We start from the raw sequence: 13,382 nt of genomic DNA on the forward strand, positions 1-13,382 counted from the left end.
TTATCAATTAAATAAACTTTTCTATGTTCTAATATTGGCTTGTAGCTAATAAAACCAAGGTACAAGCGACTTCAATCTTAATATCATTTAACTCTAACAACTGGTAGAATTCTGGATTTTCTGTACCAGGATTAAAGATTACCCTTTTAGGCTGCGCTTCAATGATATAATTATAATAATCTCGCTGGCGTGCAGGATTAAGATATAAAGTAATTGTGTCAATATTTTTTACTGGTATTGCTTTAGTCTGAATTTTTACCCCAGCGACCTCTCCTACTTTTTGACCTATAGCCAAAACAGAATGACCTTTTCCAACTAACATATTTACTGCTCTATAAGAATAACGCTCTGGATTTGTAGATGCTCCTATAACTAATGTTTTTTTACTTTTCATTTTTTTCATTTAGATTGCAAAAGTAATCAAAAAGTAGCATTTTAACCTATGTGTTTGATTCATAATCCGTAACATTCAAAAACATTATCCTAACATTATTTCGTTTAAAAACCTCAAAAATTAATTACTTTTACTTTATTAACCCCAATTTATATGGAATTATTCATTTACTTATTTGCTGCGTTGTTTTCAGTATTAAACCCAATTGGAACTGTCCCTATTTTCGTCGGATTAACCCAACATGATTCACAAAAAGAGAGATCTAGAATTTCTCTTTGGACCGCTATTAATGTTTTTATCATACTGCTAGTCTCTTATTTTATTGGACAATATGTTTTAACTTTTTTTGGCATTAGTATTGACGCCTTAAGAATTGCAGGTGGAATTGTAATCGTAAATTCTGGTTTTTCTTTGCTTTCTGGAAAATTCAATAAAAAACGGGGAATCAATAAGAAGATTGAAAATGAGGCACAGCAACGAAACGATATTGCCCTTACACCTTTAGCAATTCCGATGTTGGCTGGTCCAGGGTCGATGTCTCTTTTAATTGCTTTTTACCAAGAGCATCATGAATTGAATGAAATCATAATTTCTTCATTAGCAATTCTTGCTATTGCAGTTGCAATTTTTGCTATTTTAAAAAGTGCTCATTATTTAGCTAGAATTTTAGGTGCATCTGGAATTGTTGCTATTTCCAGAATTGTTGGTTTTATTGTGATCTCAATTGGTATTCAGTATATTGTAAGTGCACTTGTAAATATCATCAAAGGAAATTTCTAACGTCATACCTCCTTAAAAAAGAAAGGGATAAAATCATATTGTGATTTTATCCCTTTCTTTTTATTAAATATTTTTATTTTAAGTTCTTGGCAAAAAAACTTCAGCCATCATACATCTGGCGCTTCCACCACCGCAAGCTTCAATAGTATCGAGACTTGAGCTTAAAATTTCTGCATGATTTTCTAACTGAGCAATTTGTTTCGCAGTTAAACTTTGATGAGCAGCTGCACTCATAACAATATATCGTTTATCATCTTTTCCTCTAACTTCAAGCATATTTCCTGCAAAATTATTTACTTGTGCTTCTGTTATTAGCACTATTTCCTTTCCGTCTTGTTTAAGATTATCCAAAACCATTTTGCGTTCTTTTTTATCATCGATGGAATCTGCACAAATTACAGCAAAAGTTTCCCCTAGACACATCATCACATTCGTATGATAAATCAATTTACGTTCTCCATCGACAGTTTGAAAAGCTTCAAAAATAACTGGAGCATAATCAAAATCTTCGCAGAATTCTATAAATAATTCTTCATCTGCTCTTGGAGAAAGTGCACAATATGCTTTTCCGTTAGCTCTGTCTAACAGTAAACTTCCTGTTCCTTCTAAGAAAATGCCATCTTCTTCTGCAGAAGTATAGTCCATAATATTAGCAATTTCAAATCCTTTTTCTTCCAAAGTATCCAAAATATCTTCACGACGTTCCTGACGACGATTTTCTGCAAACATGGGATAAAGAGCTACATCACCATTCTCATGAAATGAAACCCAGTTATTTGGAAAAATACTATCCGGAGTATCTGTTTCTAAATTATCTTCAACTACAGTAACATCAACACCAACTGCTCTTAATTTTTCTACAAAAGTATCAAATTCCTGTTGCGCTTTAGCATTAACCGTACTTGGCAAAAGTCCGTCTAAAACTTTTTGATAATAATTATTTACCGCTGTCTGTTCATTCATTCTGAATGCAACTGGACGAATCATTACGATAGCATTAGTTGTTTGTTTCATTTTTTATATTCTTTTTTTATTCAAGTTTAAGTTTCAGGTTTCAAGTTTTTAGAAAACGTGAACCCTGAAACTTGAAACTCAAAAACTATTTTAGTCTCTAATTAACGGCAAGGTCGAACATCTTAACAAACCTTCTTGTTTAGCAATTTCTGCATATGGAATTTCTTCGACAACGAAACCTTTTTCACGAAGCCAGTTATTCAATCTCGTAAAATTCTTCTCAGAAACAACGACATTCTCATCAATTGAAAACACATTCGAAAACATATTATACATTTCATTTCTTTCGATATGAAATAAATTTTCCTTTCCAAAAAGTTTTACTAAATACAAATAATCTGCTTCTTCTCGGAAACCTCTTTTATAAATAATTCCTTTATCTTTTCCAACTGGTTGAAAACAGCAATCTAAATGCAAAGCATTATCTCTGGCTTCAAGTTTTGATTTTACTAAATCAAACTCTTTTACAATTTTATTTGGAAAAAGTGACTTGATATAATTAACGCCATGCATATTTGTTCTTGCAGTAATATAATCTTTATAGTCGCTTCCTTTGTAAGTCCCAATAAAAACATGATCATTCCAAAGCATCACATCACCACCTTCAATATGGACTTCTACTGGAGGACGAACTACTTTTGATGGTTCTATTTGGTTAATAACATATTGAATCGCATCTAATTCGCGTTCTCTATCTGGAAGAATATTCGATTTTACAAAAACATCATCAATTACAAAGCCAATATCTCTTGCAAAAATCTGATTGTAATTTTCAATCATTTCTGGACGATAAACTGTTACATTATATTTTTGAAAAACAGCATTAAAAGCATCCATTTCAACAACCATATCTTTTTCGACAGGATAAGTTCCTGCCTTAATATGTTCCAATGATTTAGGATCATAAGCTTCCTCTAAAGTTGGAGTAGGCCCATTATGAACAGCAGAACCCAAAACAACCGCACGAAGTCTCGATGTTTCGTTCTTTACATTTAATTGCAACATAACTCTATTATATTTTGAGCAAATATAAAAAAAGCTTCACAGTTAAGTGAAGCTTTCTTTTTTTTATTTGTTAGACTTGAACTCTCTTAAAGGGTGTCCAGTGTAAATTTGTCTTGGTCTTCCTATTGGTTCTTTATTTTCACGCATTTCTTTCCATTGTGCGATCCATCCTGGAAGTCTTCCGATAGCAAACATTACTGTAAACATATCTGTAGGAATTCCTAATGCTCTGTAAATAATTCCAGAGTAGAAATCAACGTTTGGATACAAGTTTCTTGATTTGAAATATTCGTCTTCAAGAGCTGCTTTTTCTAATTTTCTTGCGATATCTAAAATCGGATCTTCAACACCTAAAGTTTCTAATACTTCTGTAGCTGCTTTTTTGATGATTTTAGCTCTTGGATCAAAGTTTTTGTAAACTCTGTGACCAAATCCCATTAAACGGAAAGAATCGTTTTTATCTTTCGCTTTCGCTAAAAACTTATCTGTATCTCCACCGTCTTTATTAATTTCTTCAAGCATCTCAAGTACTGCTTGGTTAGCTCCACCGTGAAGTGGTCCCCATAATGCAGAAACACCTGCAGAAACAGAAGCAAATAAACCTGCGTGAGAAGAACCAACCATTCTTACTGTAGAAGTAGAACAGTTTTGTTCGTGATCAGCATGAAGGATAAATAATTTATCTAAAGCGTTTACAATTACTGGATTTGCAGCGTAAGGCCCTGTAGGCAATTTAAACATTAATTGCATGAAGCTTTCTACATATCCTTTTGTATTATCATAGTAATTTAAAGGATAACCCATAGACTTTCTGTAAGTCCATGTAGCAATTACAAGAAATTTAGCCATTGTTTTACAAATAGCTTCGTACATTTCTTTTTCGTTATCAACATTTACTGCTTTTGGATTAAATGCCGTTAAAGCACTTGTTAAAGCAGATAAAACTCCCATTGGATGAGCTGTTTTTGGAAAACCGTCGATAATATTTTTCATTTCTTCGTTGACCAAAGAATGTTTTCTAATATTATTCTCAAAATCTTCTAATTGTGCAGCAGTTGGCAATTCTCCAAAAATCAAAAGATACGAAACCTCTAAAAAGCTAGCTTTTTCAGCTAAATCTTCGATTGAATATCCTCTGTAACGTAAAATTCCTTCTTCTCCATCTAGGAAAGTGATTTCACTTGTACAAGATCCTGAGTTTTTGTAACCTGGATCAATTGTTATAACACCTGTTAAATCACGTAATTTGTTAATATCGATAGCTGATTCGTTTTCGCTTCCTGTGATTACCGGAAGTTCAATCTTTTTACCATCTATTTCTAATGTAGCTATTTTTGACATAATATCTTGGAAATAATTCTTTAAATAATAATTTACCAAATCTAATGAATTTAAGACTAATTAAAAAAAGAATACTGCTATGAATTTGTTAAAACTCCAAAAAAAAACCATTCATTAAAAAATGAATGGTCTGTCTTAATATAACTCTTATGATTATTTAATCTTGAAAGCTTTTAAACCAGGGAAGTAAGCAGTACTTCCTAATTCTTCTTCAATTCTCAACAATTGATTGTATTTAGCCATACGATCTGAACGAGAAGCAGAACCAGTTTTAATTTGACCGCAGTTTAAAGCAACAGCTAAATCTGCAATTGTATTATCTTCAGTTTCTCCAGAACGGTGAGACATTACAGAAGTATAACCAGCGTTTTTCGCCATGTTTACAGCAGCAATTGTTTCAGTTAAAGTTCCGATTTGATTAACTTTTACTAAAATTGAATTAGCAATTCCTTTTTCAATTCCAGTTGATAAACGAGCAACGTTAGTAACAAATAAATCATCACCTACTAATTGTACTTTATCTCCAATTTTTTCAGTTAAAGCTTTCCATCCATCCCAGTCATCTTCGTACATCCCGTCTTCGATAGAAATAATTGGATATTTAGCAGCAAGTTCAGCTAAATAATCAGCTTGCTCTTCAGAAGTTCTGATTTTTCCAGTTTCTCCTTCAAATTTAGTATAATCGTATTTACCGTTTACATAAAATTCAGAAGCAGCACAGTCAAGAGCAATCATAATTTCGTCTCCGAAAGTATATCCTGCTTTTTCAACTGCTAGTTTGATAGTATCTAAAGCATCTTCAGTACCACCAGCTAAGTTTGGAGCAAAACCTCCTTCATCACCTACAGCAGTACTTAAGCCTCTATCATGTAATACTTTTTTCAAACTGTGGAAAATTTCAGTTCCCATTTGCATCGCATGTGTAAAAGAAGTTGCTTTTACTGGGAAAATCATGAATTCTTGGAATGCGATAGGCGCATCTGAGTGAGAACCTCCGTTGATGATATTCATCATTGGAACTGGCAATGTATTAGCAGAAACACCACCAACGTATCTGTACAATGGTAAACCAAGTTCATTAGCAGCAGCTTTTGCAGCAGCTAAAGAAACACCTAAAATAGCATTAGCTCCTAATTTAGATTTGTTTGGAGTTCCATCTAAATCAATCATTAATTGGTCAATTGTGTTTTGTTCGAAAACAGAAGTACCAACTAATTCTTCAGCAATAACAGTATTTACATTGTTCACTGCATTCAAAACACCTTTACCTAGATAAGCTTTACCTCCATCACGTAATTCAACAGCTTCGTGCTCTCCAGTTGAAGCTCCAGACGGAACCGCAGCTCTACCTAAAACTCCATTTTCAGTTACTACATCTACCTCAATAGTAGGATTACCTCTAGAATCAAGAATTTGTCTTGCGTGAACTTTAATTATAATACTCATTATTTTTGTTTTTTATTAATAAATTATATTTTTTTTTCGAAATTATAAAAATATTTAATACTATAAACGCATTTTAAATATTAAACACCTTTATTTATTAACTACATCGTTTTAGGCTTTAGCACTTTTAATGTTCTCCACAAATTGATCAAACAAATATGATGAATCATGTGGTCCCGGACTCGCTTCTGGGTGATATTGAACTGAGAAACAATTTTTATTTTTCATTCTCATTCCCGCTACAGTACCGTCATTTAAATGCACATGCGTAATTTCAAGTTCTGGATGATTATCTAATTGCTCTTTCTTAACAGCAAATCCATGATTTTGAGATGTGATTTCACCTTTACCTGTAATAATATTTTTTACAGGATGATTAATTCCTCGGTGCCCATTAAACATTTTATAAGTTTCTACACCATTTGCCAAACCAATAACTTGATGTCCTAAACAGATTCCGAAAAGCGGTTTATTATCAGCCAATATTTCTTTTGCAACTTCAATAGCTCCAAACAAAGGATCAGGATCACCAGGACCATTTGACAAGAAATAACCATCAGGATTAAATTCAGACATATCTTTATAAGTCGAATTGTACGGATGAACTTTAATATAACAATCTCTTTTTGCCAGATTTCTTAGAATATTCTTCTTAATACCAAGATCTAAAGCAGATATTTTATAAGTAGCATTTTCATCACCAAAAAAATAAGGTTCTTTTGTCGACACTTTCGAAGCCAACTCCAAACCTTCCATATTTGGAACATTTTCCAACTCTTTCTTCAAGTCTTCAATAGACGTACCATCTGTACAAATAACAGCATTCATTGCACCATTGTCACGTATGTAACTTACAAGTGCACGAGTATCAACATCAGAAATACAGATTAAATTTTGTTTTGCAAAGTAATCCTCCAAACTTCCTGAAGCGTTTTCTCTAGAAAAATTAAAACTGAAGTTTTTACAAACCAAACCGGCAATTTTAATACTATCAGATTCAACTTCAGAATCATTAACACCATAGTTTCCGATATGTGTATTTGTAGCTACCATTATTTGTCCAAAGTAAGACGGATCAGTAAAAATTTCCTGATAACCTGTCATTCCTGTATTAAAACAAACTTCACCGAAAGTTTTACCGCTGATACCGATAGATTTTCCATGAAAGATTGTTCCGTCACTAAGTAATAAAATGGCGCTTTGTCGTGTTGTGTATTTCATTATTTAATTTGTATTGTTTTTTTTTATCAAGTGCTAAAACCAAAATAGCGGTTTTAAATGTGATTAGATATTTTGCAAATTTACTTCTTTAAAGAAGCTCTTCCAAGACTTTTTAAAACTTTCATTCGTAAAAATAAAACCTATCTTTTTAAATAAGTTACATTTTTACTCAGGCTTAAAAAAATCAAAAAAAAAGGATAAACTAATAATTAGTTTATCCTTTAATATTATAGAATGATTACTTTCATAATTATTCAGAAGCTTCAGTAGTCGTTTCTGATTCAGCAGCAGGAGCTTCTGGAGTAGCAGCTTCAGCTTTTTTAGCTTTACCACCACGACGGCTTTTCGCTTTTTTAACTTCTTTTTTACCTCCGTTGTAAAGTTCGTTAAAATCAACAAGTTCGATCATTGCCATATCAGCATTATCTCCCAAACGATTTCCAACTTTAATGATACGAGTGTATCCACCTGGACGGTCACCAACTTTAGCAGCTACATCTCTGAACAAATCAGTTACTGCATATTTACTACGTAAGTAAGCAAAAACAATACGACGATTATGAGTCGTATCCTCTTTTGATTTTGTGATTAAAGGCTCAACAAATTGTTTAAGCGCTTTAGCTTTAGCAACAGTAGTATTAATACGTTTGTGCTCGATAAGAGAACAAGCCATATTAGCCAACATAGCTTTTCTATGTCCAGTCTGTCTGCTTAAGTGGTTGAATTTTTTTCCGTGTCTCATGACGTGTTTTTTTTATCTTCATCTTGCTACAATCCACTATGGAGAGCAAAATATGAAGTAAATTATTCTTTATCTAATTTGTATTTAGCTAAGTCCATTCCGAAAGTTAAATTCTTCACTGCTACAAGCTCATCAAGCTCAGTTAAAGATTTTTTACCGAAGTTACGGAACTTCATTAAGTCATTTTTATTGAACGATACTAAATCACCAAGTGTATCAACTTCAGCCGCTTTCAAGCAATTTAATGCTCTTACAGATAGATCCATATCAACAAGCTTAGTTTTAAGCAATTGTCTCATATGCAATGACTCTTCATCATACGATTCTGTTTGTGCAATTTCGTCAGCCTCAAGTGTAATTCTTTCATCAGAAAACAACATGAAATGGTGAATTAAAACTTTAGCAGCTTCAGTAAGAGCATCTTTAGGATTAATCGATCCATCAGTTTTGATTTCAAAAACTAATTTTTCGTAATCTGTCTTTTGCTCTACACGGAAGTTTTCGATTGCATATTTTACATTTTTTACCGGAGTAAAAATAGAATCTGTAAAAATCGTTCCAATTGCAGCATTCTGTTTTTTGTTCTCTTCAGCAGGCACGTATCCTCTACCTTTTTCGATAGTTAAATCGAAATTCAATTTGATTTTAGAATCTAAATTACAGATAACAAGGTCTGGGTTCAGAACTTGGAAACCTGAAATAAATTTCTGAAAATCACCTGCTGTTAATTGATCTTTACCTGAAACAGAAATAGTAACTGATTCATTATCTATATCTTCAATTTGACGTTTGAAACGTACTTGTTTTAGATTAAGGATAATTTCGGTAACATCTTCAACAACACCTGAAATAGTAGAAAACTCATGATCTACACCTTCGATACGAACAGATGTAATTGCATAACCTTCTAATGCTGAAAGCAAAACTCTTCTAAGTGCATTACCAACTGTCAATCCATAACCAGGTTCTAAAGGTCTAAATTCAAATTTACCTTCAAAATCGGTTGAATCGATCATGATAACTTTATCGGGCTTTTGAAAATTAAATATTGCCATAAATTTCGACTAAGTCAATTATTATTTGTTGTACAACTCTACGATTAATTGTTCTTTAATGTTTTCTGGAATTTGAAGTCTCGCAGGTACAGAAACGAAAGTTCCTTCTTTAAGATCATTGTTCCAAGTAATCCATTCATAAACATGACTTGAATTTGATAAAGAACGTTCGATAGCTTCTAAAGATTTAGATTTTTCACGAACTGCAACTTTATCACCAGGCTTAAGGTGGTAAGAAGGAATATTAACAACCTCTCCATTTACAGTAATGTGTCTGTGAGAAACGATTTGACGCGCACCTCTTCTAGATGGAGCAATTCCCATTCTAAAAACAACATTATCTAATCTTGCTTCGCATAATTGTAATAAAACTTCACCAGTAACTCCTTTAGTTGCTGATGCTTTTTCGAATAAATTTCTGAATTGTTTTTCTAAAATTCCATAAGAATATTTAGCTTTTTGCTTTTCCATTAACTGAACAGCGTACTCAGATTTTTTTCCTCTTTTTTTAGCCATCCCGTGTTGTCCAGGTGGGTAATTTCTTTTTTCGAAAGATTTATCATCTCCGAAGATTGCCTCGCCAAATTTACGAGCGATTTTGGTTTTAGGACCAGTATATCTTGCCATTTTAAAAAAAATTTTAAGGTAGAAATTATGAATTCAGGTCTAATCCTTCGATAATCTATGTTCTACCTTGTTTATACTATAAAAATAAAAAATTAAACTCTACGTCTTTTTGGAGGACGACATCCGTTGTGCGGCATTGGAGTAACGTCGATAATCTCAGTAACTTCAATTCCACCGTTATGAATAGAACGGATAGCAGACTCACGTCCGTTACCTGGTCCTTTTACATAAACTTTCACTTTTTTAAGTCCTGCCTCAAGTGCTACTTTAGCGCAATCTTCTGCTGCCATTTGAGCTGCGTAAGGAGTGTTCTTTTTAGAACCTCTGAAACCCATTTTACCAGCTGAAGACCAAGAGATAACTTCACCTTTCTTATTAGTTAAAGAAATAATAATGTTATTAAAAGTGGCAGAAATATGAGCCTCACCCGTTGATTCAACGATAACTTTACGTTTTTTTGCAGTTGCTTTAGCCATATTACTTATTATTTAGTTGCTTTTTTCTTGTTAGCAACAGTTTTTCTTTTACCTTTTCTTGTTCTTGAGTTGTTTTTAGTTCTTTGTCCTCTTAATGGAAGACCAGATCTATGACGAATACCTCTGTAACATCCAATATCCATTAAACGTTTAATGTTTAAAGAAATTTCAGAACGTAATTCTCCTTCAATTTTGTAAAATGAAACTGCCTCACGAATTGCTCCGATCTCGTCATCATTCCAATCTTGAACTTTTTTATCTTGGCTAACTTGAGCTTTTTCTAAAATCTCAATAGCTCTACTTCTACCTAATCCGAAGATATAAGTAAGTGCGATAACACCTCTTTTGTTTTTTGGGATATCTACCCCTGCTATTCTTGCCATAATTATCCTTGTCTTTGTTTAAATCTAGGATTCTTTTTGTTTATTACGTACAGTCTCCCTTTTCTACGCACGATAATGCACTCGGCACTTCTCTTTTTTACTGATGCTCTAACTTTCATATTGAATATCCTTTAATATCGATAAGTAATTCTTGCTTTTGACAAATCATAAGGACTCATTTCTAGTTTCACTTTATCACCAGGTAATAATTTGATGTAATGCATACGCATCTTTCCAGAAATATGAGCAATTACGATATGTCCATTTTCTAACTCTACACGGAACATTGCATTTGACAATGCTTCAATAATTGATCCGTCTTGTTCTATTGCTGATTGTTTTGCCATAAATATATTAAGCTACCGCTTTTCTATTTTTACCAGTCTTCATTAAACCATCATAATGTTTGTTTAACAAGTATGAATTGATTTGTTGAATAGTATCTATTGCAACTCCAACCATAATTATTAATGAGGTACCTCCAAAAAACATTGCCCAAGATTGTTGTACATCCATAATACTTACAACAATAGCTGGGAACACAGCAATCAAAGCAAGGAATAAAGATCCTGGGAAAGTTATTAAAGACATCACTTTATCAAGGAAATCAGAAGTTTCAGCACCAGGACGAACCCCAGGAATAAAACCACCGCTTCTCTTTAAATCATCAGCCATTTTGTTAGTAGGTACAGTGATTGCAGTATAAAAGAATGTAAATACAATAATTAAAGTTGCAAAAACAAAATTATACCAGAAACCAAACATATTACTAAATGCACCAACAATTGATTGTGATGTATCTGATTTAGATAGCCCAGCTACAGCTGCAGGGATAAACATAATTGCCTGAGCAAAAATAATTGGCATAACTCCAGAAGCATTTAGCTTAAGAGGAATCCATTGTCTATTACCACCTGCTAAATCTTGCTCATAATCACCAGTTGTTGTACGACGAGCGTATTGAACTGGGATTCTACGTACCGCCATTGTAAGCAATACACAAGAAATAATTACTAATAGCCACACAATAATTTCAATAACTAATAACATTGGGCCTCCATTGTTATTGGTAACACGAGTTGTAAACTCTTGAATAAAAGCTTGCGGTAAACGAGCTAAAATACCAACCATAATTAACAATGAAATACCATTTCCAATACCTTTATCTGTAATTTTTTCTCCAAGCCACATAGCGAAAATTGTACCTGTAACCAAGATTATAACAGAAGAGAACAAAAATTCAGGAGAATTAAAGCCTAGCAAAAATGCATCACTAGGCAATGTTCTGTATAAATTATAGATATAAGTTGGACCTTGAACCAATGTGATAGCGATTGTCAACCAACGAGTGATTTGATTAATCTTTTTTCTACCACTTTCTCCATCATTTTGAAGTTTTTGTAAATATGGAATCGCAATCCCCATCAACTGAACAACAATAGACGCAGAAATATAAGGCATGATACCTAAGGCAAAAACTGAAGCCTTAGAGAAAGCACCCCCGGTGAACATGTCTAGAATAGATCCTAGACCATTTTTAGTTTGTCCCGCTAAACCAGTCAATTGCGTTGCGTCAATTCCAGGAAGCGTAACGTGTGCTCCAAAACGATATACTAAAAGTAATCCTAACGTAATTAAGATTCTATTTTTTAGTTCTTCGATTTTCCAAACATTACTTATTGATTCAATAAATTTCTTCATCTTAATAGATAAGTTATATAGTTACAGCTTCTCCACCAGCAGCTTCAATAGCAGCTTTTGCAGTAGCAGTAAATTTGTGGGCAGTTACTTTTAATTTTGCTTTCAATTCTCCTCTACCTAAAATCTTAACGATTTCATTTTTAGTAGCTAGACGATTTGCCACAAATTCTGTCATAGAAACAGAATCAGTAATTGCACCGTTATCAACTAATAATTGAAGAGTATCTAAATTAACACCTTCGTATTCTTTACGATTGATGTTTTTGAAACCAAACTTAGGTACACGTCTTTGAAGTGGCATTTGCCCTCCTTCAAAACCAATCTTTTTAGAATAACCAGAACGAGATTTTGCTCCTTTGTGTCCACGTGCAGCGGTACCACCTTTTCCAGAACCTTCTCCTCTACCTAATCTTTTATTTTGATTGTGTGTAGATCCCTCAGCAGGTTGTAAGTTACTTAAATTCATAACAGTATTTGTTATTTAGCTTCTTCAACAGAAACTAAGTGTTTAACTTTGTTTATCATCCCAAGGATAGCAGGATTTGACTCATGCTCCACAACTTGTCCAATTTTACGTAGACCTAAAGCTTCCAATCCTCTTTTTTGAGAAAGAGGGCAGTTGATTTTGCTTCTTACTTGTTTTACTAATAATTTAGCCATAATTTCCTAATTAACCTTTAAAAACTTTCTCTAAAGAAACACCTCTTTGTTTTGCAACAGTATGAGCGCTTCTCATTTGCAATAAAGCATCAAAAGTTGCTTTTACTACGTTATGTGGATTTGATGATCCTTGAGATTTAGACAATACATCGTGAATCCCTACTGACTCCAAAACTGAACGAACAGCTCCACCAGCAATAACTCCAGTACCATGAGATGCTGGAATTAAAAATACACGTGCACCACCAAATTTACCTTTTTGTTCGTGAGGAACAGATTGTCCATTCAAAGGAATTCTAACTAAGTTTTTCTTAGCATCTTCTACTGCTTTCGCAATTGCTTCAGAAACGTCTTTAGATTTTCCTAATCCGTGACCAACTACTCCATTTTCATCACCTACAACTACAATAGCAGAAAAACCGAAAGCTCTACCACCTTTTGTAACTTTAGTAACACGATTAACACTTACTAGACGATCTTTAAGTTCAAGACCACTAGGTTTTACCAATTCTACATTTTTGTATTTAGACATAATAT

Annotated in this window: 18 protein-coding genes; 1 reads left to right on the plus strand and 17 read right to left on the minus strand. The window is 33.3% G+C overall.

Annotated features, from left to right (window positions below):
• Positions 1-28: 28 nt before the first annotated feature.
• Positions 29-394 carry a CoA-binding protein gene (locus LL966_RS17220; RefSeq protein ID WP_229354977.1) on the minus strand — a complete coding sequence of 122 codons (366 nt, stop codon included), beginning with the start codon at positions 392-394 and terminating at the stop codon, positions 29-31.
• A 153-nt stretch (positions 395-547) separates the two neighbouring features.
• On the opposite strand from LL966_RS17220, the gene LL966_RS17225 reads away from it, so the two are divergent.
• Positions 548-1,174, plus strand: a complete 627-nt coding sequence (locus LL966_RS17225) for a MarC family NAAT transporter (protein ID WP_179002214.1) — start codon at positions 548-550, stop codon at positions 1,172-1,174.
• Positions 1,175-1,252: 78 nt separating this feature from the next.
• Here the strand turns inward: LL966_RS17225 and ctlX are convergent, their stop codons facing one another.
• From ctlX to rpsE, 16 genes are all read right to left on the minus strand, one after another.
• The gene (ctlX, locus tag LL966_RS17230; protein ID WP_229354979.1) at positions 1,253-2,188 is read right to left on the minus strand and encodes a citrulline utilization hydrolase CtlX; all 936 of its coding nucleotides are present in this window, start codon (positions 2,186-2,188) and stop codon (positions 1,253-1,255) included.
• A 90-nt stretch (positions 2,189-2,278) separates the two neighbouring features.
• Positions 2,279-3,193: a dimethylarginine dimethylaminohydrolase family protein gene (locus tag LL966_RS17235; RefSeq protein ID WP_229354981.1), complete on the minus strand. Its 915-nt coding sequence runs from the start codon at positions 3,191-3,193 to the stop codon at positions 2,279-2,281.
• A 63-nt stretch (positions 3,194-3,256) separates the two neighbouring features.
• Complete coding sequence (locus LL966_RS17240; RefSeq protein WP_229354982.1) at positions 3,257-4,534, minus strand: citrate synthase; 1,278 nt, start codon at positions 4,532-4,534, stop codon at positions 3,257-3,259.
• A 153-nt stretch (positions 4,535-4,687) separates the two neighbouring features.
• Positions 4,688-5,980: a phosphopyruvate hydratase gene (eno, locus tag LL966_RS17245; RefSeq protein WP_229354983.1), complete on the minus strand. Its 1,293-nt coding sequence runs from the start codon at positions 5,978-5,980 to the stop codon at positions 4,688-4,690.
• A gap of 111 nt (positions 5,981-6,091) precedes the next feature.
• Positions 6,092-7,201, minus strand: coding sequence for a glutamine-hydrolyzing carbamoyl-phosphate synthase small subunit (carA, locus tag LL966_RS17250; protein WP_229354984.1), 1,110 nt, complete (start codon positions 7,199-7,201; stop codon positions 6,092-6,094).
• Positions 7,202-7,451: 250 nt separating this feature from the next.
• Entirely contained in the window at positions 7,452-7,943 is a 492-nt protein-coding gene (gene rplQ / locus LL966_RS17255; RefSeq protein WP_057114917.1) for a 50S ribosomal protein L17, read from the minus strand.
• A 62-nt stretch (positions 7,944-8,005) separates the two neighbouring features.
• The gene (locus LL966_RS17260; protein WP_008464329.1) at positions 8,006-8,998 is read right to left on the minus strand and encodes a DNA-directed RNA polymerase subunit alpha; all 993 of its coding nucleotides are present in this window, start codon (positions 8,996-8,998) and stop codon (positions 8,006-8,008) included.
• 21 nt (positions 8,999-9,019) lie between these two features.
• Positions 9,020-9,625, minus strand: coding sequence for a 30S ribosomal protein S4 (rpsD, locus tag LL966_RS17265; RefSeq protein ID WP_008464326.1), 606 nt, complete (start codon positions 9,623-9,625; stop codon positions 9,020-9,022).
• 92 nt (positions 9,626-9,717) lie between these two features.
• Positions 9,718-10,101 carry a 30S ribosomal protein S11 gene (rpsK, locus tag LL966_RS17270; protein WP_026727866.1) on the minus strand — a complete coding sequence of 128 codons (384 nt, stop codon included), beginning with the start codon at positions 10,099-10,101 and terminating at the stop codon, positions 9,718-9,720.
• A gap of 8 nt (positions 10,102-10,109) precedes the next feature.
• The gene (gene rpsM / locus LL966_RS17275) at positions 10,110-10,484 is read right to left on the minus strand and encodes a 30S ribosomal protein S13 (RefSeq protein WP_229354985.1); all 375 of its coding nucleotides are present in this window, start codon (positions 10,482-10,484) and stop codon (positions 10,110-10,112) included.
• 2 nt (positions 10,485-10,486) lie between these two features.
• Positions 10,487-10,603, minus strand: coding sequence for a type B 50S ribosomal protein L36 (gene ykgO, locus LL966_RS17280; RefSeq protein WP_002987490.1), 117 nt, complete (start codon positions 10,601-10,603; stop codon positions 10,487-10,489).
• A 12-nt stretch (positions 10,604-10,615) separates the two neighbouring features.
• Positions 10,616-10,831, minus strand: coding sequence for a translation initiation factor IF-1 (gene infA / locus LL966_RS17285; RefSeq protein WP_007136545.1), 216 nt, complete (start codon positions 10,829-10,831; stop codon positions 10,616-10,618).
• A gap of 7 nt (positions 10,832-10,838) precedes the next feature.
• The gene (gene secY, locus LL966_RS17290) at positions 10,839-12,185 is read right to left on the minus strand and encodes a preprotein translocase subunit SecY (RefSeq protein WP_229354986.1); all 1,347 of its coding nucleotides are present in this window, start codon (positions 12,183-12,185) and stop codon (positions 10,839-10,841) included.
• Between the two features lie 13 nt (positions 12,186-12,198).
• Entirely contained in the window at positions 12,199-12,651 is a 453-nt protein-coding gene (rplO, locus tag LL966_RS17295) for a 50S ribosomal protein L15 (protein ID WP_095931496.1), read from the minus strand.
• A gap of 11 nt (positions 12,652-12,662) precedes the next feature.
• Positions 12,663-12,845 carry a 50S ribosomal protein L30 gene (rpmD, locus tag LL966_RS17300; protein WP_008464315.1) on the minus strand — a complete coding sequence of 61 codons (183 nt, stop codon included), beginning with the start codon at positions 12,843-12,845 and terminating at the stop codon, positions 12,663-12,665.
• Between the two features lie 10 nt (positions 12,846-12,855).
• Complete coding sequence (gene rpsE / locus LL966_RS17305) at positions 12,856-13,380, minus strand: 30S ribosomal protein S5 (protein WP_085949269.1); 525 nt, start codon at positions 13,378-13,380, stop codon at positions 12,856-12,858.
• Positions 13,381-13,382: the final 2 nt, after the last annotated feature.

This window comes from Flavobacterium chungbukense (assembly GCF_020805785.1).
GTDB classification, from domain to species: domain Bacteria; phylum Bacteroidota; class Bacteroidia; order Flavobacteriales; family Flavobacteriaceae; genus Flavobacterium; species Flavobacterium chungbukense.

Excerpts from the sequence above, each read along its gene's own strand:
- LL966_RS17220 (WP_229354977.1), bottom strand. The coding sequence starts at position 394 with ATGAAAAGTAAAAAAACATTAGTTATAGGAGCATCTACAAATCCAGAG.
- LL966_RS17225 (WP_179002214.1), top strand. The coding sequence starts at position 548 with ATGGAATTATTCATTTACTTATTTGCTGCGTTGTTTTCAGTATTAAAC.
- ctlX (WP_229354979.1), bottom strand. The coding sequence starts at position 2,188 with ATGAAACAAACAACTAATGCTATCGTAATGATTCGTCCAGTTGCATTC.
- LL966_RS17235 (WP_229354981.1), bottom strand. The coding sequence starts at position 3,193 with ATGTTGCAATTAAATGTAAAGAACGAAACATCGAGACTTCGTGCGGTT.
- LL966_RS17240 (WP_229354982.1), bottom strand. The coding sequence starts at position 4,534 with ATGTCAAAAATAGCTACATTAGAAATAGATGGTAAAAAGATTGAACTT.
- eno (WP_229354983.1), bottom strand. The coding sequence starts at position 5,980 with ATGAGTATTATAATTAAAGTTCACGCAAGACAAATTCTTGATTCTAGA.
- carA (WP_229354984.1), bottom strand. The coding sequence starts at position 7,201 with ATGAAATACACAACACGACAAAGCGCCATTTTATTACTTAGTGACGGA.
- rplQ (WP_057114917.1), bottom strand. The coding sequence starts at position 7,943 with ATGAGACACGGAAAAAAATTCAACCACTTAAGCAGACAGACTGGACAT.
- LL966_RS17260 (WP_008464329.1), bottom strand. The coding sequence starts at position 8,998 with ATGGCAATATTTAATTTTCAAAAGCCCGATAAAGTTATCATGATCGAT.
- rpsD (WP_008464326.1), bottom strand. The coding sequence starts at position 9,625 with ATGGCAAGATATACTGGTCCTAAAACCAAAATCGCTCGTAAATTTGGC.
- rpsK (WP_026727866.1), bottom strand. The coding sequence starts at position 10,101 with ATGGCTAAAGCAACTGCAAAAAAACGTAAAGTTATCGTTGAATCAACG.
- rpsM (WP_229354985.1), bottom strand. The coding sequence starts at position 10,484 with ATGGCAAGAATAGCAGGGGTAGATATCCCAAAAAACAAAAGAGGTGTT.
- ykgO (WP_002987490.1), bottom strand. The coding sequence starts at position 10,603 with ATGAAAGTTAGAGCATCAGTAAAAAAGAGAAGTGCCGAGTGCATTATC.
- infA (WP_007136545.1), bottom strand. The coding sequence starts at position 10,831 with ATGGCAAAACAATCAGCAATAGAACAAGACGGATCAATTATTGAAGCA.
- secY (WP_229354986.1), bottom strand. The coding sequence starts at position 12,185 with ATGAAGAAATTTATTGAATCAATAAGTAATGTTTGGAAAATCGAAGAA.
- rplO (WP_095931496.1), bottom strand. The coding sequence starts at position 12,651 with ATGAATTTAAGTAACTTACAACCTGCTGAGGGATCTACACACAATCAA.
- rpmD (WP_008464315.1), bottom strand. The coding sequence starts at position 12,845 with ATGGCTAAATTATTAGTAAAACAAGTAAGAAGCAAAATCAACTGCCCT.